Source organism: Legionella qingyii (assembly GCF_003990155.1).
GTDB classification, from domain to species: Bacteria; Pseudomonadota; Gammaproteobacteria; order Legionellales; family Legionellaceae; genus Legionella; species Legionella qingyii.
Window position 1 is genome coordinate 131,836 of the sequence record NZ_RZGX01000004.1, and the last position, 20,831, is coordinate 152,666.

The window sequence follows — 20,831 nt, forward strand, 5'->3', positions numbered from 1 at the left end:
AATGTTTTACCCAATCTGCAACAATGAAATATCAGCAACACCCTGCAATAAATCCTGCAAACGTGCTAAAAGCGCTAAACGGTTGGCTTTTATTGCCTGATCCTCAACCATTACCATGACTTTATCAAAAAACAGATCAACCGGTTCTTTAAGACTGGCAAGTAACTTCAATAATGGGCCATAGTCGGCAGAACGGTATAAAGTCTCTACTGCTCGTTCAATCTGATTAATGTGTATATATAAAAACTTCTCCGGCTCCTCAGTGAAAAGTTGCTCATTCACTGGCGATAAAGTTTGTCTTCCTGCCTGTGAAAGTAAATTGTTCACGCGCTTGCAGGCAGCAGAAAGAGAAGCAGCTTCCGGTAATTTTACAAATAATTGCAAAGCACTTAAACGCTTATCTAGATCATACAACCAATCATCCTGACGAGCTCGCACGGCGTTCACTAAATCAACACTTAATCCTTGGCCTTGATAAAAGGATTGTAACCGATCCAAAATAAAAGATTTCAACTCATCCGATAAATTAGGTTCAACAGTTATTTGAGCTTCATAATGAATTATTGCTTGCTCAATCAGGGTACTTAAGTTGAGTTGTGCTGATGTTGCAATGAGTAATCGGACAACAGCTAGGGCATGACGGCGCAATTTAAATGGATCTTTTACTCCTGAAGGTTTTTGGCCTATGGCAAAAATACCAACTAAAGTATCGATTCTATCTGCTAGTGAAAGAGTCAAACCCAAATCAGATTCAGGTAAACTGTCTGCAGCGAAACGAGGCATATATTGTTCATTTAAAGCTTGAGCAACACTTTGATCTTCGCCATCGTTTAGTGCGTAATAATATCCCATTAATCCCTGCAGCTCAGGAAACTCCCCCACCATTCCGGTTAGCAAATCGCATTTGCTCAACTGTGCTGCACGTTGTGCCTGATGTAAACTTAAATGTAACGCAGAACTTAAATACGCCATCATGGCTTCAATTCGTAATGCTTTATCCTTTAAACTACCTAATTTTGCTTGGAAAACAACCTGTTCTGTGCCCGGTATACGCTGACTTAAAGGCAATTTTTTATCTTGTCTAAAAAAGAATGCAGCATCACTTAAACGCGCTCGCATTACTTTTTCATTTCCTAAAATAACTTGTTGAGGATTGGTGCTAGCAATGTTTGAAACCGTAATAAAATGAGGCAGTAACTTCCCTTGCTTATCCTTTAGAGCAAAACATTTTTGATGTGATTGCATTGAAGCAATTAATGATTCAGCAGGAACCTCTAGAAAATCTTTTTCAAAATTCGCCATCAGAGCCTGAGGCCACTCAACAATTGAGGTTACTTCATCAAGCAAATCTTCAGGCATAATCGCTGTAGCCTTAATGGATGCGGCTAACTCCTCTACTTGCTTTTTAATCATGTGCTTTCTAGCAGAAAAATCAGCAACAACAAATGCTTCATTCATTTGCGATTCATAACTTTGTGCAGAGTTAATTGCAATGTGTTGTGGATGATGAAAACGATGTCCCCTACTGTCGCGGCCACTTTTAATTCCTAAAATAGTATGCTCTATAACTTTATCCCCATAAAGCATCACTGCCCAGTGAACAGGTCGTGCAAATTCTTCATCCCCTGCTCCCCAACGCATGGGTTTAGCAATTGGCAAAGCAGCCAGAGACTGATTAATCAAGACAGGTAGCAAATCTTTGCTTTTATTACCCTGACTTTGTGTTTCAAAAACAATCCAATCCCCTTTTTCTGTTTGAACTTGAGACAGTTGCTCTACTTCTACTCCACATGATTTGGCAAAACCTAATAAGGCCTGTGTAGGTTTTCCTTCCTTGTCATAAGCAGCCGCTACAGCAGGACCTCGACGTGTCACGTTTTGGCTTTTTTGTTCTTCTTGCAAATCAAAGATAGCAATCGCGATACGTCTTGGTGTTGCAAAACGCTTTACTTCTCCATAACTCAATTGTGCCTTATCCAATGAAGCCAATAACTGATTAGCAAATTCATCAGCCAGAGGCCAAACCGAACCAGAAGGTAACTCTTCACAACCTAATTCAAAAATAAAATCATTGACCATCACACACCTTTTGGTTAAGCATAGGAAAGCCCAAAGCTTCGCGTGCCTGATAATAAGCTTGCGCTACTGCCCTTGATAAATGTCTTACGCGTAAGATATAACGCTGCCTTTCAGTAACAGATATTGCTTTACGTGCATCGAGTAAGTTAAATGAATGCGATGCTTTAATTACCATTTCATAAGCAGGAAGCGGTAATTGTAACTCAATTAACTTTTGCGCTTCACTTTCATAATAATCAAACTGTTTAAATAACTCTTCTACATTAGCATGTTCAAAATTATAAGCAGACATCTCCACTTCATTTTGATGGAACACATTACCATAAGTTATAGTGCCATTCGGTGTATTACTCCAAGGTAGATCAAATAAGTTGTCCACCCCTAATATATACATAGCCAAACGCTCCAAACCATAAGTCAACTCGCCAGTTACAGGTTTACACGCCAAACCACCTGCTTGTTGAAAATAGGTAAATTGGGATACTTCCATACCATTTTGCCAAACTTCCCAACCCAGACCCCAGGCACCTAAAGTAGGTGATTCCCAGTTGTCTTCAACAAACCGAATGTCATCTGCCAAAGGATCAACTCCCAGGGCACGCAATGAATCCAGATATTTATCTTGTATATCTAAAGGAGAAGGCTTGAGTACCACTTGAAATTGGTAATAATGTTGCACTCGATTCGGGTTATCTCCATAACGACCATCAGTAGGTCTTCGAGAGGGCTGTACATAAGCAGCTGACCAAGGCTCAGGGCCTATTGCTCGTAAAAAAGTTGCTGGATGAAAAGTTCCTGCGCCAACTTCCATATCAAAAGGTTGCAATATAACACATCCCTGAGCAGCCCAATATTGCTGCAAAGTAAGAATAATATCCTGAAATGTAGATGGTTTTGTCATGAAAATCTCAATGTAGCCTGGGTGAAGCGAAGCGGAACCCTGGAAATTTGTACCCTGCAAAACCCGGGCTCCGCTTTGCTTCACCCAGGCTATTTTTGTATTTAACTGCAATTATTTACGAATTACCTGCTGCTTTCTTAATTAACTCTTGCAGCGACTCTTCACTGGCAGCACCAGGTATAAATGAGGGTTCAGAACCTGGTTTAAATTGACCATTTGGAGTTGAAGCAATGATAAATGCAGGAGTTCCCATCAAGTGTAGCTTTTCTGCTAATTCACGGTTTGCATCCAAAGCTGCAGTAACTTCTTTACTTTGCATATCAGTCTTTAATTTCTTCATATCCAAACCTAAAGACTTAGCAGTAGCCATAACGATTTGATCGTTTAAACGCTTATCAATAGAAATCAATGCATTATGCATTGCTTGATATTTACCTTGCATACCAGCAGCTAAAGCAGCTCTAGAAGCTAATTCAGAGCTCTTACCAAAAATTGGGAATTCTTTATAAATAACTCGCAAGTCACTGTCTTTTTTAACCAAACTATCAATGATTGGTGACATTTTTTTGCAATGAATACATTGGTAGTCAAAAAATTCTACTATGGTTACATTACCTTTTGGATTACCTACAACTGTAGTCTTACCTTGAAACAATTGCTCAGTATTTTCTTTAATTGCAGATTGAGCTTGTTGTTGCATATTTTGCTGTTGTTTTTGTTGTAACGCTTGAGAAGCTTCCAAAAGTACTTCTGGATTAGTTACTAAATAGTCATGCACTACTTTTTCAATTTCCTTTTTTTGTGTATCAGACATAGGAGTTGTATTATTGGTATCTGCTGCCATAACTGCAGGTGATACTAAAGATGCTGTCAGCGCTCCTACTGTTAATAAATTTGTAAATTTCACACAGTTCCCCTTATTTAATAGTTTACATAATACCAACAACTTTCCAACCGGCACCCTAGCATCCGCTTGAGGAAAATTCAATAGGGCCCGTTTACAATTCTACTATCTCGAGCTCAAATGAACTGATTTTATGCACTCCGATACTTACATGCTTCGCACACACTGCATTTCGGTGCCATAAAATCAGTTCATTTGAGCGCAATCAAGTACCCTTAGTTAGCATTAATTTTTGTGACCCAAATCATAAGATTTATTGTAGCCTGGGTACACTCTGCGGAACCCAGGAATTTTAGAATTAATCACATCGCTACAGCTAAATTAGCATAAGCTAAAACAAGCCATTTAACACCGTGCTCACTAAACTTCACCTGGACACGAGTATGTGCCCCACTACCCTCAACTGCTAATACGATACCTTGACCAAATTTTGCATGAGTCACACTTTGTCCCAAAGACAACCCTGAGGTTTCTGGCACCACAGAAGGTTTATTTCGCGTAATAACGGGGGCTTGAAATTTCGCTTTAATACGAATCTCATCAATTAATTCTTGGGGTAATTCCCTTAAAAATCGTGAAGGCCGATGATACTCTTCTCGCCCATATTGTCTTCGTATTTCAGCATATGACATAATCAGTTTGCGCATGGCACGCGTCATCCCCACATAACATAGCCGACGCTCTTCCTCCAAACGTCCTGGCTCATCCAAAGACTGTTTCCCTGGGAACACCCCCTCTTCCATTCCTACTAAAAATACGATGGGAAATTCAAGGCCTTTAGCAGCATGTAAGGTCATCAAATGGACGTAACGCTCGTGTTCTTCAGCTTGCATCTCTCCGGCCTCCAAAGAAGCATGTGCCAGGAATGCATTCACCAGAGGAATTTCTTCCTCCTCTTCTTGCTCATAACGAAATTGCTTTGCCGCATTGATTAATTCTTGTAAGTTATCTAGACGAGACTCCGATTTGTCCCCTTTGATTTTACTAAAATGAGCATACAATCCACTCTGCTGAATTACTATAGATAACTGTTCGTCCAATTCCATTGCTGCGGTATCTTGTTGCAATTGTTCAATTAATTGAATGAATTTTGCCAATGAAGATCCTGCCCGTTGAGCCATTTCACCTGATTGCAATAATGTTTTAGCAGCATGCCATAAAGAACATTGTTCCGATTTGGCGTAATGACGCAAATCATCTAGCGTTTTTTCACCAATTCCCCGAGTTGGAAAATTAACGATACGCTCAAACGCATTATCATCATCCGGGTTCACCAATAAACGCAAATAAGCTAAAGCATCTTTCACTTCTGCTCGATCAAAGAAACGTAATCCACCATAAATACGATAAGCAATTCCAGCACGTAATAATGCTTCCTCTAAAACCCTGGATTGAGCATTCGAACGATATAAAATAGCAATTTCATCAGCACTTACGCCTTGATTAATTTCCATCATAATACGTTCACAGACAAAGCGTGCTTCTTCCAGCTCATTAAAGGCACTGTAGATTATAATTTTTTCTCCAGTTGCGCCATTCGTCCATAAGTCTTTTCCCATCCGTGAATTATTATGTGTAATTAAAGCATTGGCAGCATCGAGTATTGTTGCTGTTGAACGATAATTTTGCTCCAAACGAATAATTTGTGTGTTTTTAAAATCTTGAGAAAATTGCTGAATATTCTCGACTTTAGCTCCTCGCCAACCATAAATCGATTGGTCATCATCTCCGACCGCCAAAACAGCAGTATGTTCACCAGCAAGAAGGCGTATCCATGCATATTGAATCGTATTAGTATCCTGGAACTCATCCACCAATATGGCTTGAAAACGTTGACGGTAATGATTAAGAATTTCCGGATTATCACGTAATAACTCATGGGTCCGCAATAACAATTCCGCAAAATCGATTACTCCCGCGGTCTGGCAGGCTTGTTCATATGCATTATAAATATTGAGTAACGTTTTACCAGGCCCATAAGACAAAGTATGGACGTGCTGGGGTCGTAGTCCTTCATCTTTGCGCCCATTAATGAACGACTGAGCCTGTTTCACTGGCCATTGTTCTGAATCAAGATTTAATGAGGCAATCACGCGTTTAATCAGGCGCGCTTGATCTTCGGAATCTAAAATATGAAACAGCTCGGGCAAATGTGCTTCTTGATAATGTCGACGGAGCAAGCGATGGCACAACCCATGAAAGGTACCTACCCATAATCCCAATACAGGGGTACTCAACATATTATTTAGGCGCGCTCTCATTTCGCCAGCGGCTTTATTAGTAAACGTTACGGCCAAAATTCCATGCGGTGAAAGATGCTCCTCCTCAATAAGCCATGCAATGCGACTAACCAAAACTTTCGTTTTACCACTGCCTGCCCCAGCAAGGACCAGCGTATTACCAAGCGGTGAAGTAACTGCTTCGCGTTGTCGCTCATTCAGTCCTTTAAGAATTGCAGCAAGAGTCATAAATAAATTCCAGGAAAAAATCGATGGTGTATTCTATTAATAGATCCTACTATCCGGCAAGGGAAAGAAAATAGAAGCTATACTAATTATAATTATAATCTTGTTTTTTTACGCTAACGCGTATACATATTGCTTTCAAACGATTCCCAGCGCAAAATATTACAATATGGCAAAACAAAAATTCCTAAAGGACTAAAATGCACTCACTCTATCCATCAATTAAACCTTATGCGCAACATGAATTAAAAGTCAGTGCACTGCATACACTTTATATTGAAGAAACAGGAAATCCTGATGGATTGCCTGTTATTGTGTTACATCCAGGCCCTGGTGCTTCTTCCGGAGATGGTTACCTCAGACGTTTTTTTGATCCTCAACATTATCGAATCATACTTTTTGATCAACGCGGCTGTGGGCGCTCTACCCCTCACCTGGAAGTTCGTGAAAATACGACCAGTTTGTTATTAGATGACATCGATGCCATCAGAGATTTTTTAGCACTATCCGAATTTGTATTGTCTGGAGGTGGATGGGGTTCGTTACTTGCTTTACTTTACGCTCAAAAATTTCCGCAACAGATTAAAGCACTACAACTGCATCAAATTTTTTTGGGAAGACAGCAAGATTTTGACTGGTTCTATAAGCATGGTGCCAATCTGGTTTATCCTGATTACTGGCAAGAATTTATTAGCAGTGTCCCTGAAACCATGCTGGATAAAATACCCCAATATTATGCCAATTGCTTGCAAGGACCCAATGAACTCGCGCGCATGAGTGCGGCAAAATCATGGGCATTGTGGGAAGCTCGTTGCAGCAGTTTACATCCTCATTTATATGTCATTGATCAATTCAGCGATCCTCATTTTGCTCTGGCTCTTGCAACTCTAGAATCTCATTACATCAATAATCACTTTTTCATTGAAGAAAATCAGGTAATGAACAATGTTCATAAAATACGACATATCCCAACATACATCGTACATGGTCGCTTTGACTTAATTTCGCCCCTGGCTGGTGCATTTGAATTGCATCAAGCAATATCGGCATCCAATTTAAGAATAGTTCGAGATGCAGGTCATTCAGATAGAGAATCAGGTATCATTGACGCTCTAATTTATGCAAGTAAAGAAATTTCCAAACAAGGACTTGATGCATGTTGATTGTAATCCAAAGAGTAGCACATGCCCGTGTAGATATTGATGGCGAAACAGTTGGAAAAATAGATCAGGGGCTTTTGGTACTCTGTGGATTTGAACCCGATGATACAGACCATAACATCAATAAAATGTTAGAGAAGTGCATCAATTATCGTATTTTTAGCGACAGCCAAGGTAAAATGAATTTAAGCCTTAAAGATGTTCAAGGTGGTTTATTATTAGTACCTCAATTTACTTTAATGGCCGAAACCCAAAAAGGCTTGCGTCCCAGTTTTTCAAATGCAGCACCACCTGAACTGGGTCGCCAATTATTTGACAATCTCTTGACACGGGCGGCTCAGTTATATCCTCATATACAAAGTGGATGTTTTGGTGCCGACATGCAAGTTCATTTATGCAATGATGGGCCAGTGACTTTTTTGCTAAAATTCTAATAAATAGCATTAGACCTTTCGGTCTTGTATATATCCTGTTGCTCTGGGCTTACCTCTGGATCAAAAATACATTTTAATCAAAACATCAACGACTGTACGTATCACTATGATTGTTTGCAAGAACATCAAACTCGTGTAACATCGTTTATTAAGTCAAATAATAAAAAAAATCATGCGATTACTTTCAATCATCATTAGTTTTACCGGTGGTCTTGCTTTAACTGGATGTGCTTGTAAGGGAACTAACCCCGCCGATCCTTTTGAACCCTTTAACCGCAAAGTATATAAGTTTAATACAGCCTTAGACAATGCAATTTTGAAGCCTACAGCAAAAGCATATCGGGCTGTTTTACCTGCTCCTGTTCGTAAGAGTATAAATAACTTTTACAACAACCTGGATCTTATTCCATCCGTAGGAAATGATCTTCTTCAGGCTGATGGAAAATGGGCAATTCGTGACTCATGGCGATTCATTATAAACTCTTCCTTAGGTGTGGGTGGCTTGTTTGATGTAGCCAAAACCTTTGGCTTACCTCCTCATTCAAATGATTTAGGTCTTACTTTAGCTAAATGGGGCGATAAAAATTCGCCATACCTAATGCTTCCCTTATTAGGTCCAAGTACTCTTCGAGACGGAGCAGGATGGTTATTCCAATTTGCGCTATATAGCCCCTATGTTTACATTAATAATGATGCAGTAGTCTACAGTTTATTAGCTCTACGTACAGTGGATTTACGCTCACAACTGTTAGATACTGAGCAAATAATGGACGAGGCTTTGGATAAATATGCCTTTATGAGAGATGCGTATTTACAATATCGCAATCATCTCATCACAGGTGCTGATCAAGATACTGGATCTCTTTATGTTGATGATAAAAAAGCCGATCAGGAAGCGGCTGTAGAAGTTGGTAATGATTATGTAGATGAATAATATTGGTACTTGAATACTTTGTAGCCTGGCCTTCGCCCAGGCTACTTTAAAAGGGTTTTTTTATTAAGCACGACATATCTTCTCAAGGCAACGTAAAAAATCACCTGCGATATCAAGTTTTGTTTCTGCTTCTATTTCTCGTAAACAGGTTGGACTTGTAACATTAATTTCTGTTAAATAATCACCAATCACATCAATCCCAACAAAATACAAACCTTTAGCCTTGAGAGTGGGGGCTACTTGTTCGCAAATCCAGCGGTCTCTAGCTGTAATAGGCACTACTTCACCGCGTGCACCTGCAGCTAAATTACCTCGTAAGTCTCCTTGTGCAGGAATACGTGCCAATGCATAAGGAACAGGTTCGCCATTAATTAATAAAATGCGTTTATCACCAGTGGTTTTTATTTCATCAATATAACGTTGGGCGATAATCGTTTGCGTTTGATTTTTTGTTAGGACCTCTAAAATAACCGCTAAATTTTTTCCTTGCTCCTCCACATGGAATACAGAGTTACCACCCATTCCTTCCAGCGGTTTAAAAATAACCTGTTTGTGTTCCTCCCAAAATGATTTCAACCGTTTAATATTTCGCGAAACCAGTGTAGTTGGGCAACACTGAGGAAAATTTAAAGTAAAAAACTTCTCATTCGCATCACGCAAGCTTTGGGGTTTGTTGGCTACAAGAACTCCTTCACGTTCTGCAAGTTCCAGACAATATGTAGTGTAAATGTATTCTGTATTAAAAGGAGGATCTTTGCGCATCAGGATGATATCAAACTCACCTAAAGGTTTTTCATATGAATCTTTAATCGTAGCCCAATCTTTGCTGTTCAAATCACCGATACTTAAATCAGAAACCTGTGCGAAGGCCCGTCCTTCCTTACAAAACAAATCTTCTTGGGTAAAAACAACACAAGACCAACCCATTTCTTGAGCTTTCTTGATCATAGCCAGAGACGTGTCTTTATATGGTTTTAATTGATTTAAAGGGTCCAGCAACACAGCCAGTTTCATTATTCACCTCCAATAGCTGCAATTTCTCTTGCTGCAGCAAGAGCTGCTAAGCGGGCAATAACCCCATATACATAAAAACGATTGGATTCATCTACCTCGGTTAAATCATCACAAGGCATGTTACACGCCTGAGCAAAAGCTAAAGGTTCAAAATGCATTCCTGGAGCATTCAGATTTTCATCAATACCACGTTCTTGATGAACCCGGTAAAATCCACCAACCACAAATTGACCAATCATATACACTACTGGCTCGGCGACAGAACCGTTTGGCATGGTTTCAAAAGTATATACACCCTCTTGGATAATTACCCTATCCACTTTTCGACCACCTTTGCTGGTCGACATTCTTGTACGTTGTTTTCTATTTAATTTATGTACGTCTTCTGCATCATGCACCATCATTACGCTCATGCCATAAGTGCCATTATCGGCCTTAATTACAACAAATGGTTTCTCTTTTATTCCGTAGGTTGCGTATTTATCGTTCATTAAAGTGAGAATTTTCTCAACTTCGATGGCTAATCTGTCGATACCTTCCTGGGCCATAAAATCCAGACCTTCTAAAGCACTAAAATAAGGATTGATTAACCATGAATCCATCCCTACTAATTCGGAAAACTCCATCGCAACTTCTTCATAAAAATTAAAATGACTTGATTTCAAGCGCGAAGACCAACCTAATTGTGCTGTAGGTCTTATCTTTTGTTTTATTCCTTGTAAAATTTCAGGAATACCCTGAGACAAGTCATTATTCAGCATAAGAAAACATGGATTAAAATTAGCCAGACCAACGCGGTCACCCTCACGCTGTATAGGTTCTAACAGGAGCGTATCGCCCCCCTCAAGGACAACTTCCGTAGGTTCTTTAATCTCAGGGTCCAAACTACCAATGCGAACGACAAAGCCCGCTTTTATAAAAATAGTTCGTAATACATTAAGACTTTTTAAATAAAACTTATTGCGTGTATGACTTTCTGGAATCAATAAGATACGTGTGCAATCTGGAACATAGTCAACTAAAACAGACTGTGCTGCCTGAATACACAGGGGAAGGAATTCCGGATTCAAATTGTTAAACCCAGCTGGGAATAGATTAGTATCTACAGGCGCCAATTTGAATCCTGCATGCCTCAAGTCAACCGATGAAGTTAAAGGAGGAGGAGTTTCTTTCCATTGGTGCCTAAACCACGTCTCAATTGCTGCTATTTGATTTAAAACAATTTTTTCCACATGAAACAATGGCCCAGAGTGTGCTGTAGTCAAATGAGGAACAGGGATTTCATGTGTATTCATTCTTTCTCTCTTTCTATTTTTTTCGATGATGTTACCGGGGTTAACACAGAAATAAAAGATCTTATTAATTTTCTGTTATTATATTGCAAGTTCGATTTTTATGCCTGACAAAATCTATTAATTTCATGATACTACTAAAAAATGAGTTTTGTTTGGTTTAAAAAGTCCAACTAACATTGATTAACAACTAAAGGAACCCTATTCATGATCAATGAGCTAATACAACAATTTTCCACACAAATACAAACTTTTTTATATATCATGATGATTATCAATGGTATTTTACATTTGATTTTTGCTGGTGCGGTAGCCCACGATGCAGGAAATATGAATCGAACGGGGCAAAAACCAGTCTTAGTTTCTGCTGCTACCTGGGCATTCGCGACATTGATAGGAGGTGTTTTCACGGCAACAATTTATTGGCTACTCCACCACTCCACAATCACGAGACCCACAATAAGAGAGATTCGTTATGACCAACCCTAATATTAAAACAATTGATGTACATCAACTAAAAAAAATGATGGAGAACGATCCCAATCTTTGTTTAATTGATGTTAGAGAATTGGAAGAATGGCAAGAATTCCATATTGCTAGGGCAATCCACATCCCTAAAGATCTCATTACATCTTCTATTGCAGATCAATTTCCTAATAAAAATCAACCCATTTATTTACACTGCAAAGGGGGTGTTCGATCTTTATTTGCCGCACAATCCTTAATAGATTTAGGATATCAAGAAGTGTATTCAGTAGATGGTGGTATTATTGATTGGGCTATGTCGGGTTACCCCATAGAACACCAAAAGAAAATATCAGAGCCACAATTATAATTCGAGAACTTATCCTAGTTTGATGCAGCGAAGGAGTTCCGAAAAATAAGGCCCCACTTCACTGCACCTGGTTACTCTTAGTAAACCAATACCGATTAAAGGCTGCCATTGGCAAAAAGAGTTTTGCTGATAGGCTCCATAGAGTCTTTACTATTAGGAGCACCCAACTCAGGTGGGGTCTTATCTGAAAACATTCTTGCACGATTTTTTATATCAGAGTCTTTTACCAACTGTTGTTCCTTTGTCTGATCAATCTCTTTAGCCCTGTAGTCCGCTACTTTTTTTACCAAATCTTGCAGCACTTTTTCTACTTTATAATCCTTAATTTTTTTACTTGAAAAAGGCTGTTTACTGGGGGGGAGATAACCTTTTCTTGGATCTGAGTCTATATACACTTGTGCATGCATAAAATTACTCAAAGCATCATACATATCAATCAAATCTTTAGAGTCTGGGAAATTGTCCAGAGTAAGATTGAGGGATGTTGTTAATGCATTATATAGAGTACTGTTTTCGGGAGCCAAAAAATATGGAGTTACAGTTCCTTGATAACTTTTATGAATTTGAGCACGAATATAGAATGCTGCTGCATTAAGTACACGTGTTTTATCATCTTTAATGTCGGATTGTTCAAGACAGCTGAGAATCGCACGTAAGTATTTACACTGAATAGCTCGTTCAGGATGGCTAATGGAAAGAAGCCTTAATGACTTAGGTATGTCTTTTTCATCCAAGCTATGACTTTTTAATTCAGTTGCAATACTCTCCCTAATGTATTTTGCCAATTTAGCATATTCGACATACTGAAAACCCATTTCTGTTCTCCTTAAACTCCATGAATCGGGATTAGTAAAATTTACTCCAACGCGAAGTTTAAACTAATTCATAAAGCCAGTCATGTAATTTCCTTTTACTCCTTAATTAATTTTTAATCTATAAAAGTCAATAACATAGAGTATATAAGTTCGATTATGTACTCATGAAATAAATTCTTCTCTCCGCACCTCCGCCCAATGTTGAAGACATTTTAAAATGGATAAAATCTTTAAATTTACCTTTTTGATTGCATTTTTATGCCCTGTTGATTAATTTACCTCTTTTATTCCGCATCAGGATAAGCTATGAAAAAATACCTCTGTTCCATTTTTCTTTTTCTAAATTGTCTCAACACATATGCGCAAATTCATCAACCCAAATTGATTGTGCAACTGGTAATCGATCAATTGCGTGGTGATTTAATCTTTCAACATCAGCAACAATTTGGGAATGGAGGATTTAATTATTTATTAAATCATGCCATTGATTATCATAATACGCATCACCCACATGCCAATACAACTACGTGTGCAGGACATGCTACTGTTGCAACGGGCAGTTTTCCAGCCCTACACGGCGTTGTTAATAACGAATGGTATGACCGAAAATCACGGCAAATGGTCTATTGCATGGAAGATTTAAAAACTAATATATTGCAAACACCTCATACACGTATTGTTATTCCAGGACGCTCGCCTAGGAATTTATATGTCTCAACGTTAAGCGATGAAGTCGTACTCTCCCAAAAAGGACGTGTTTTTGGTGTTTCTTTAAAAGATCGTTCGGCAATAACTCTTGCGGGCCATACGGGTAAAGCGTATTGGTTTGACACAACCAATGGTGGTTTTATTACCAGTACTTACTACTATAGCCAATACCCTCAATGGGTTAATAATTGGAATAAAAATTATCATCCACAAGACTACGATTGGTATCTTAGCCGTTCTAAATCTGAATATATAAATGCTAATTCCCCTGTTTTCCATCATGAGGATGAGCTTTTTGGTCAAACCTTTCCACATCATATAACTCAAGCTCCTAGCCCCGAATACTTTAAATCATTGTCTCGAACACCTAAAGCAGATCAATTAACCGCAGATTTTGCAGAACGACTTTTAACTGAAGAGCGATTAGGACAATCTTCTGGAAAAACTGATTATTTGGGTATTAGCTTCTCTGGCGTTGATGCGATTGGCCATCAATTTGGCCCCAATAGCCTTGAATCAGAAGATAATTTGTTAGAATTAGACAAAACTCTGGCACATCTTTTTGCAGTTATTGACAAACAAGTAGGACTCAACAACACGCTTATAGTACTTACTGCAGATCATGGTGTAAATGATGGACCAACCTATCTCAAAGCGCATCATATGGATGAAATTAATCCCATTAATATCCCGCAAATGGAACAATACATTCGTGCCACATTAAAAGAGCGGTACGCGCTTCCAGAACAAACACTAATGTCGATTACCCCGCCGTATATCTATCTAAATCATAAGATAATAGATAAACATAAAATAGAACTGAATGAGGTACAACGTTATCTTGCGCGTGCGTTAACCCTGCAACCAGGAATATTCAAAGCATATGCATTGCCAATTAGAGATATTGAACAAGATTGGCTTACCGCTAAAGTTAATAAAATGTATTTTCCAGATCGGTCTGGAGATCTTTACCTCATTCAACCCCCAAATCAATCATATGGTACTAAAGGTAAAGATCGCGTTGCTCATGGCAGTCCTTGGCAATATGACAGTTATGTCCCTTTACTATTTGTCCATCCGGATTTTAAAGCGCAACGTATATTTCGTTCGACTTACACCACGGACATTGCCCCTACTTTATCTGCGGTACTGATGATAAGAAATCCATCTGCAGCTACCGGACACCCCTTACAGGAAGTAGTATCTGCTTTTAATTAAAAATATAGCCCTGGATCTACATCACTACACCCAGGGCTAAATTTTAACTATAGAAATCAGCTAAACTTATATTATAGAATTTATGGATTTTATCGCTCTATAAACCAGGGCTATTATAAGTAAATCCTAATTTAAAGATTGAATTTAACGCAAAAAACCTTTAGTATTTGCACGAAATTTCTAACGATATCATCATGAACAAACAAGCGATAATTATTGGGATTTCAGGCCCTTCTGCATCAGGTAAAAGTCTTTTAGCGAATACGATCGTTAATGAACTTGGCTCGGAACAAGTAGTAGTTATTTCTGAAGATGCCTACTATAAAGATAATGGCCATTTGCCTTTCCCTGAAAGAGAAAAAATAAACTACGATCACCCTGACTCTTTTGATCATACTTTGCTTTGCGAACATTTACGACAATTAAGAGATGGTAGACCAGTTGAAATTCCAATTTATTCTCACTCCAAGCACATGCGTTTGCCTGAAACCAGAACAGTGGGACAACATGCCATTATTATCCTTGAAGGTATTTTACTCTTTAGCGATAAAGAGTTACGCGAAATAATGGATATCCGAATTTTTATGTCCACTCCGCTCGATGTGTGTTTAACCCGACGTTTAAAAAGAGATGTGGTTGAACGACATAGAACCTTTGAATCAGTAGTTCATCAATATGAAACAACAGTACGCCCCATGTACTTGCAGTTTATTGAACCATCCAGTCGCTATGCAGACATTATTGTTCCTCGCGGAGGAGAAAACAGGATTGCTATTGAAATGATTCAGGCTAAGATGCGTGAATTGTTAGCATTGCATACTAATCAATGAGCGTTCAATATGAAAATATAAGTTTATTTTTCATATCGAATTTAATTATTTAAACTGGATCCCGTATAAATGCTAACATTTTATGGGATAACATTCGTTTAGCGATATAAAAGACATTAAAATGCCTTTTGTACCGGACTCATGTTAATTAATTGAGGAGAGAATGGTGGGATTTTTAGCGGGTAAAAAAGCACTCATTATCGGGCTGGCTAGCAATAGATCTATTGCTTATGGTATTGCCAAAGCATTTCATGAGCAAGGAGCCGAATTAGCGTTTACTTATCAAAATGAACGTTTACAAGACCGTGTGGAAACAATGGCAGCTGAATTCAATTCATCACTGACCTTTCCTTGTGATGTGGCTCATGATGAGGAAATCAAAGCCCTTTTTTCAAATCTCCGCAAGCATTGGGATCACTTGGATATCTTAATTCATTCAGTAGCTTATGCTCCAGCTGATCAAATTAGTGGAGATTTTGTAGAATCTTGCACTCGTGAAGGCTTTAGAATTGCTCATGATATCAGTGCATACAGTCTAATAGGTCTGGCGCAAGCTGCTTTACCTATGATGGAAGGTACTGAAGGTTCTCTGTTAACCCTAAGTTACTATGGCGCCGAAAAAGCAGTACCTAACTATAATGTTATGGGTGTTGCCAAGGCAAGCCTTGAAGCTTCTGTACGTTATTTAGCTTCAAGCCTAGGTTCTAAAGGCATTCGAATTAATGCTATATCTGCAGGACCAATCAAAACACTTGCTGCGGCTGGAATTAAAGATTTCCGGAAAATTCAAAATGCCTATGCTAATATTACCCCGCTCCACAGAAACGTTACAATTGAGGAAGTTGGCAATACTGCAGCATTTTTATGCTCTAAATTAGCGTCAGGAATTACCGGCGAAGTAGTACATGTTGATGCAGGATATCATGCCGTATCTACTATGAGTGATATCAGTTAAGTTTTTTCGACCTCTCCTACAATCAGGGGAGGTCTACTTCTCTGAATACAGGTTTTCATTCTGTAAAACTCCAAATCTAGTCAACCAATGAGCCAAATTTTAAAATACCCTGACCTCAAGTTTCTCAAGAGCAAAATTCGCTAGTTCATTATATCTAACAGCTAAATGCCATTTTATGAATATTTAGAAACTTATTCATTTTAACTATTTCATATTTATAAGCTATTCTTTATACACGTACCTGAATAAAAATCGTCCTGTATCAAATGGTCAGACAGATTCTATTTCTTTGGACTCTCGCTATAATAAGCTCTATAGCCATAGGCGCTCCTTTTTCTATAAACAATTTGGTTAAGGTCACTCCGGAAAATGATAATCAGTGCGTGCGATACTACCTGTATAAAGATGTCCTTTATTGTAATTCGACAACCGATTATGAGCCCATAGATCCGCAAATAAAGAACTATGAAAAATTAAAAATTGCATTTGATGAACGTCCATGGCAAATGGCTTGGGGCAATAAGAATTCAATTGGGACAACAATCGAATACATTCCTGCTGGTGATCGTAATGATGTTTCTGTCCAGGTAGCGTGCTATCTCTGGAGCCGATTTACCACCCGCACACAGAAGAACATAGTGAGCTCGTCCACCAATATTCGTATTTTTCATAAGGCGAAGGCGCTGCAATTCGGAGCACTCAGATTCAGTTAAGGATATCCTTATCATTATTTACACTTCAATTTATTAAAACGTGTGCCAAAGGTACATTATTTCTATGATTTGCACTGGATATTTAATGAGGGCTGCTTATTAAATTTTATTCGTGGCAGAAAACAACAGTATTTCTATGGTACAACAGAGTATTGGATTGGCTTAGTTGATAATATACCGTTTTGCTTTGTTCTCTCGGATATTTACAAGCAGATCAAAAGTTATCCGATGTTCATAGAAGTAATTTGTCACCCTCAGGTCATACCATTGGTCTTGATTTTGGTATAGGAAATATAAAATATTTAGGCCAAGGCCTCGCTGCACCAACGTTAATTGAATTTGTCAGTTTTTATAACAAATCTGTTGATCCTCTGGCGGATACTTTTTTTATTGATCCCGATAAGAATAATCCTCGAGCGAAACATGTTTATAGCAAGGCAGGATTTATAGAGGTAGATAATTATGCCCCACAGAGGGTGCCTTTATAGGACAAACAACCGATTTAATGGTAAAGAAAATATAATCCTTCGGATTGGGTTGTTCTTGTCCATTAGAATACTTATCCAACTATCCCCCTATTCTTCTGATACACATAATTCATAGATTCATGTGTCCAACCACCTGCCATTTCGATCATAGACTTTACGTCTATACTTTAAATATGCCAATACACGTTCAGTTTAAAAATGATTATATTAATGGATCCCAATGACGATGCCGTAAATTATCATGGTAGTAATCTTGCCAAAAAATATAACGAAAAAATTGGGAAATTTACGGAACAACCTTCAAAGGACCTGCTTAAAGAGGAAACCAGAATCACTTGCTTTGGACATGCCTCTCAGAAACAGTTTGGAGAACAATTGCTCTCCCCCGAGGCCTTTGCAGAAAATCTCATAAAACATGGTTTGTCCAAAGATAAAGAGGTTACCATTGATTTAATAGGTTGTGAGATTGGTTTTCTACAGAATAATCAAAACTACGCAACTAAGGTAGCCAAATATCTTTATGAGAAAAATTATCTAAACATCACGATTAAAGCAGTCAATGATCTGGCTATAAAAGAAAAAGCCAGCGGAATGAAATTACTTCCAAATTTTGATAAATCGATCACTGTTAGATATTTACCTGCAAGACAAAAGAATGCCTATGATGCAGAAATGAAAAAAGCAACAGATCCTATTGAAAGAAGAATAAATGATATAAGGACGGAACTAAAACAATTACAAACTCAAACTGCTGGGGCAAACAGTATGGAATTAGAAAAGCGTATAGGTAGCCTTCGTTCTGAATTGTACAAACTCATGATAAATAGAACGAATATTGAAACGCATATTAATGATAAATACTACCAGGATTCCAGCAGATATCCTGATATAAGAGTTGCTCTGGATAGCAATCAAAACTATTGCATCACTCCTAATTCATTTAAATTAGAAGAATCTCTTTCAGCAGCAAGAAAACAAGCTCTTATTATTGTTAACAATAGAATTGCCGAGTTGGAAATTGAAAAGCATTCAGTAAAGGACAGTTGGGTACCGGATTTCATTCTTGGTATCGAGACTAAAGATAAGAAATTAAGTGATTTATATTCGCTTCGTGATGAAGTTCTTAAACCAGATTCCACCCTTAAAAACAGCGTTGTGGCTCTTTTAACCAATGAAGTATGTGCAACTAAGAGAACCAAAGCAGCATTACTGGAATTGAAAGGTATTTGTGATCAAAATGATGAGTTTCAAGCTGAAAGTCCTAAACTTAAGTAGATGGTGATCCTATGATGATGCTGATAATAGATAATGAAATAAATAAAGACTTTGTGAAGTCTCTCTCGAAAGAACAGCCTGAATCAAACATTGTTGTTTATAAACAAGGCTATGTATTGAATGAGCAGATTAAGGATAATAAGTTATTCATTGTTGATTTAATGGCCGACATTCCTAATGTTCATCATTTATTTCCAGATTTATTAGCACATGAATTAATCATCAATAAATTACCCGCATCTATTACCGATATTTATTTGATAGTAACCTTTTTTGATAACGTAACGATAACTTCTTTTGCAAATCGTCTTGCCTCTGCTCTTAGAGAAGAATATAAATTAAAAATATCGGTACATGTTCTTGCCAGATTGGGCCATGATCAAACGAAACTGAGCTTCAAGCATCACAATGGCTTATGGAAAGTATATGGAGAAAATAATAAAACTGAGTTAACTGATCAAGGAATAAACCAACCCATCTGGGAGGGCACGACGCTTATGACTTATCTGGATCATCAAGAACAAATCTATACAGGGGTTTCTTTTGCTTGGTCATTTCAAGCTGGAATGTAAGTATTTTTGTAACGCAACAGCCAGATGTAAGTTTAGAATTCGTACTGCATTGATTCATTCATAACTAAGCAGCCCTCATTAAATATCCAGTGCAAATCATAGAAATAATGTACCCTTGGCACACGTTTTAATAAATTGAAGTGTAAAGAATGATAAGGATATCCTTAACTGAATCTGAGTGCTCCGAATTGCAGCGCCTTCGCCTTATAAAAAATACGAATATTGGTGAACGAGCTCACTATGTTTTTCTGTCTGCGGGTGGTAAATCGGCTCCAGAGATAGCACGCTACCTGGACAGAAACATCATTACGATACGACTATGGCTTAACCGCTATTTGCAAGAAGGGCCAGCAGGTTTAAGAACTAGAAAGCCACCGGGTCGCACAGCGCAAAAAGCCCCTGCTATTGAAGGCCAGCTTGAAGAATTACTCAGCCAGTCCCTCAAGACTACGGTTATCAAGAAGCGGGTTGGTAAATCAATGTATTGAAAGACAGGTTCAGCAAACAAGGCTTATGAGTGTGATAACACTATTGTCAAATCGCTCAATCGTCTGGGCTATGTTTATAAACGTTTTTCTAAGACATTACCTAAAAATGCCCCTTGTGTAGAAGAAAAAAAATCTCGTATTAATGAGATTGTTGAGTCGATTGAGCAAAACAATCCGTCAGACATCGAAGTCTTGTTTTTGGATGAAACACATTTTTCAAATCAACCTTATGTCAAAAGTAGTTCATACGGAAAAATGCCGCTGGGGGAAAACAATTTTTGGTGCTTTAAACATGCGAACAAGTCGCGTTTACTGGAAGCAAGCAGATAAAGGCAATAGTACCCAATTTATCATGTTTTTACGCCAGTTACATAAAGCCAACCCTGAAAAAAAAATGGTTAAAAAATTTAAAAAATAGTGAGCAATTAAAAGCGACTAAAAATCAGAATAATGTAACAGATTAGCGAAGTTTTGGGGCATTGGGCTCAAAATCTTCGGTTTCAGCAGGTGTATCAATAGGATCTAAAGGATTTTTCTGGTTCATCAGTTGCGCAGGCAGAACTGTTGCACCCACGCGAGTATTAGTAAGAACTTCCATTTCATGTCGAGTATCGATTGGATCATAAGAAATTCTCCCGATCTCATCTAATTCCTTTTTAGTATCGATAGGATCATAATTAATTTCATCGTTACTCAATTTTTCTTGAGTATCGAGCTTTTTAATTTCATGCCATTTAGACTTTTTCATAAT

The 20,831-nt window shown here is 38.2% G+C and carries 22 protein-coding genes; 14 read left to right on the forward strand and 8 right to left on the reverse strand.

Annotated features, from left to right (window positions below; genetic code table 11):
- Positions 1-6: 6 nt before the first annotated feature.
- From glyS to uvrD, 4 genes are all read right to left on the reverse strand, one after another.
- Entirely contained in the window at positions 7-2,079 is a 2,073-nt protein-coding gene (gene glyS, locus ELY20_RS04105) for a glycine--tRNA ligase subunit beta (protein ID WP_110141458.1), read from the reverse strand.
- Positions 2,069-2,980, reverse strand: a complete 912-nt coding sequence (gene glyQ, locus ELY20_RS04110) for a glycine--tRNA ligase subunit alpha (protein WP_110141457.1) — start codon at positions 2,978-2,980, stop codon at positions 2,069-2,071. The genes glyS and glyQ overlap by 11 nt, the downstream gene beginning before the upstream one ends.
- Before the next feature lie 115 nt (positions 2,981-3,095).
- Entirely contained in the window at positions 3,096-3,887 is a 792-nt protein-coding gene (locus ELY20_RS04115) for a DsbA family protein (protein WP_110141456.1), read from the reverse strand.
- A 299-nt stretch (positions 3,888-4,186) separates the two neighbouring features.
- The gene (gene uvrD, locus ELY20_RS04120; RefSeq protein ID WP_110141455.1) at positions 4,187-6,352 is read right to left on the reverse strand and encodes a DNA helicase II; all 2,166 of its coding nucleotides are present in this window, start codon (positions 6,350-6,352) and stop codon (positions 4,187-4,189) included.
- 197 nt (positions 6,353-6,549) lie between these two features.
- On the opposite strand from uvrD, the gene pip reads away from it, so the two are divergent.
- From pip to ELY20_RS04135, 3 genes are all read left to right on the forward strand, one after another.
- The gene (pip, locus tag ELY20_RS04125; protein ID WP_110141454.1) at positions 6,550-7,512 is read left to right on the forward strand and encodes a prolyl aminopeptidase; all 963 of its coding nucleotides are present in this window, start codon (positions 6,550-6,552) and stop codon (positions 7,510-7,512) included.
- Entirely contained in the window at positions 7,506-7,943 is a 438-nt protein-coding gene (gene dtd / locus ELY20_RS04130) for a D-aminoacyl-tRNA deacylase (RefSeq protein ID WP_110141453.1), read from the forward strand. Before pip ends, dtd begins: the two co-directional genes overlap by 7 nt.
- A gap of 172 nt (positions 7,944-8,115) precedes the next feature.
- The gene (locus ELY20_RS04135; RefSeq protein WP_110141452.1) at positions 8,116-8,877 is read left to right on the forward strand and encodes an MlaA family lipoprotein; all 762 of its coding nucleotides are present in this window, start codon (positions 8,116-8,118) and stop codon (positions 8,875-8,877) included.
- 63 nt (positions 8,878-8,940) lie between these two features.
- Here ELY20_RS04135 and gshB read toward each other — a convergent pair whose 3' ends face one another.
- Together gshB and gshA are read right to left on the reverse strand one after the other, a co-directional pair.
- Positions 8,941-9,891 (reverse strand): glutathione synthase, encoded by a 951-nt coding sequence (gshB, locus tag ELY20_RS04140; protein ID WP_110141451.1) that lies wholly within the window; start codon positions 9,889-9,891, stop codon positions 8,941-8,943.
- On the reverse strand, positions 9,891-11,186 hold the full coding sequence (gshA, locus tag ELY20_RS04145) for a glutamate--cysteine ligase (RefSeq protein ID WP_110141450.1): 1,296 nt from the start codon (positions 11,184-11,186) through the stop codon (positions 9,891-9,893). Before gshA ends, gshB begins: the two co-directional genes overlap by 1 nt.
- A gap of 204 nt (positions 11,187-11,390) precedes the next feature.
- Here gshA and ELY20_RS04150 point away from each other — a divergent pair, with 204 nt between their 5' ends.
- Together ELY20_RS04150 and ELY20_RS04155 are read left to right on the forward strand one after the other, a co-directional pair.
- Positions 11,391-11,672, forward strand: a complete 282-nt coding sequence (locus ELY20_RS04150; protein ID WP_058467828.1) for a hypothetical protein — start codon at positions 11,391-11,393, stop codon at positions 11,670-11,672.
- Positions 11,659-12,018 (forward strand): rhodanese-like domain-containing protein, encoded by a 360-nt coding sequence (locus ELY20_RS04155; RefSeq protein WP_110141449.1) that lies wholly within the window; start codon positions 11,659-11,661, stop codon positions 12,016-12,018. Before ELY20_RS04150 ends, ELY20_RS04155 begins: the two co-directional genes overlap by 14 nt.
- 95 nt (positions 12,019-12,113) lie before the next feature.
- On the opposite strand, the gene ELY20_RS04160 is transcribed toward ELY20_RS04155, so the two are convergent.
- Complete coding sequence (locus tag ELY20_RS04160) at positions 12,114-12,833, reverse strand: hypothetical protein (RefSeq protein WP_110141448.1); 720 nt, start codon at positions 12,831-12,833, stop codon at positions 12,114-12,116.
- 306 nt (positions 12,834-13,139) lie between these two features.
- Here ELY20_RS04160 and ELY20_RS04165 point away from each other — a divergent pair, with 306 nt between their 5' ends.
- From ELY20_RS04165 to ELY20_RS04205, 9 genes are all read left to right on the forward strand, one after another.
- A complete protein-coding gene (locus tag ELY20_RS04165) occupies positions 13,140-14,759 on the forward strand; it encodes an alkaline phosphatase family protein (protein ID WP_110141447.1) in 1,620 nt (539 codons plus the stop codon).
- A 194-nt stretch (positions 14,760-14,953) separates the two neighbouring features.
- Positions 14,954-15,589, forward strand: coding sequence for a uridine kinase (gene udk, locus ELY20_RS04170; RefSeq protein ID WP_110141446.1), 636 nt, complete (start codon positions 14,954-14,956; stop codon positions 15,587-15,589).
- Positions 15,590-15,752: 163 nt separating this feature from the next.
- Positions 15,753-16,544 carry an enoyl-ACP reductase FabI gene (locus tag ELY20_RS04175; RefSeq protein ID WP_110141445.1) on the forward strand — a complete coding sequence of 264 codons (792 nt, stop codon included), beginning with the start codon at positions 15,753-15,755 and terminating at the stop codon, positions 16,542-16,544.
- 383 nt (positions 16,545-16,927) lie between these two features.
- Positions 16,928-17,257: a hypothetical protein gene (locus ELY20_RS16850; RefSeq protein WP_199739184.1), complete on the forward strand. Its 330-nt coding sequence runs from the start codon at positions 16,928-16,930 to the stop codon at positions 17,255-17,257.
- A 245-nt stretch (positions 17,258-17,502) separates the two neighbouring features.
- Entirely contained in the window at positions 17,503-17,745 is a 243-nt protein-coding gene (locus tag ELY20_RS04185) for a GNAT family N-acetyltransferase (protein WP_110141566.1), read from the forward strand.
- A gap of 210 nt (positions 17,746-17,955) precedes the next feature.
- Positions 17,956-19,020: a hypothetical protein gene (locus ELY20_RS04190; RefSeq protein ID WP_110141444.1), complete on the forward strand. Its 1,065-nt coding sequence runs from the start codon at positions 17,956-17,958 to the stop codon at positions 19,018-19,020.
- A gap of 11 nt (positions 19,021-19,031) precedes the next feature.
- Complete coding sequence (locus tag ELY20_RS04195) at positions 19,032-19,592, forward strand: hypothetical protein (protein ID WP_110141443.1); 561 nt, start codon at positions 19,032-19,034, stop codon at positions 19,590-19,592.
- Positions 19,593-19,741: 149 nt separating this feature from the next.
- Positions 19,742-20,080: a helix-turn-helix domain-containing protein gene (locus ELY20_RS04200; protein WP_110141442.1), complete on the forward strand. Its 339-nt coding sequence runs from the start codon at positions 19,742-19,744 to the stop codon at positions 20,078-20,080.
- Positions 20,081-20,309: 229 nt separating this feature from the next.
- The gene (locus ELY20_RS04205; protein ID WP_110141441.1) at positions 20,310-20,498 is read left to right on the forward strand and encodes a hypothetical protein; all 189 of its coding nucleotides are present in this window, start codon (positions 20,310-20,312) and stop codon (positions 20,496-20,498) included.
- 42 nt (positions 20,499-20,540) lie between these two features.
- On the opposite strand, the gene ELY20_RS04210 is transcribed toward ELY20_RS04205, so the two are convergent.
- Positions 20,541-20,828, reverse strand: a complete 288-nt coding sequence (locus ELY20_RS04210; protein WP_110141440.1) for a hypothetical protein — start codon at positions 20,826-20,828, stop codon at positions 20,541-20,543.
- Between the last annotated feature and the right edge of the window lie 3 nt (positions 20,829-20,831).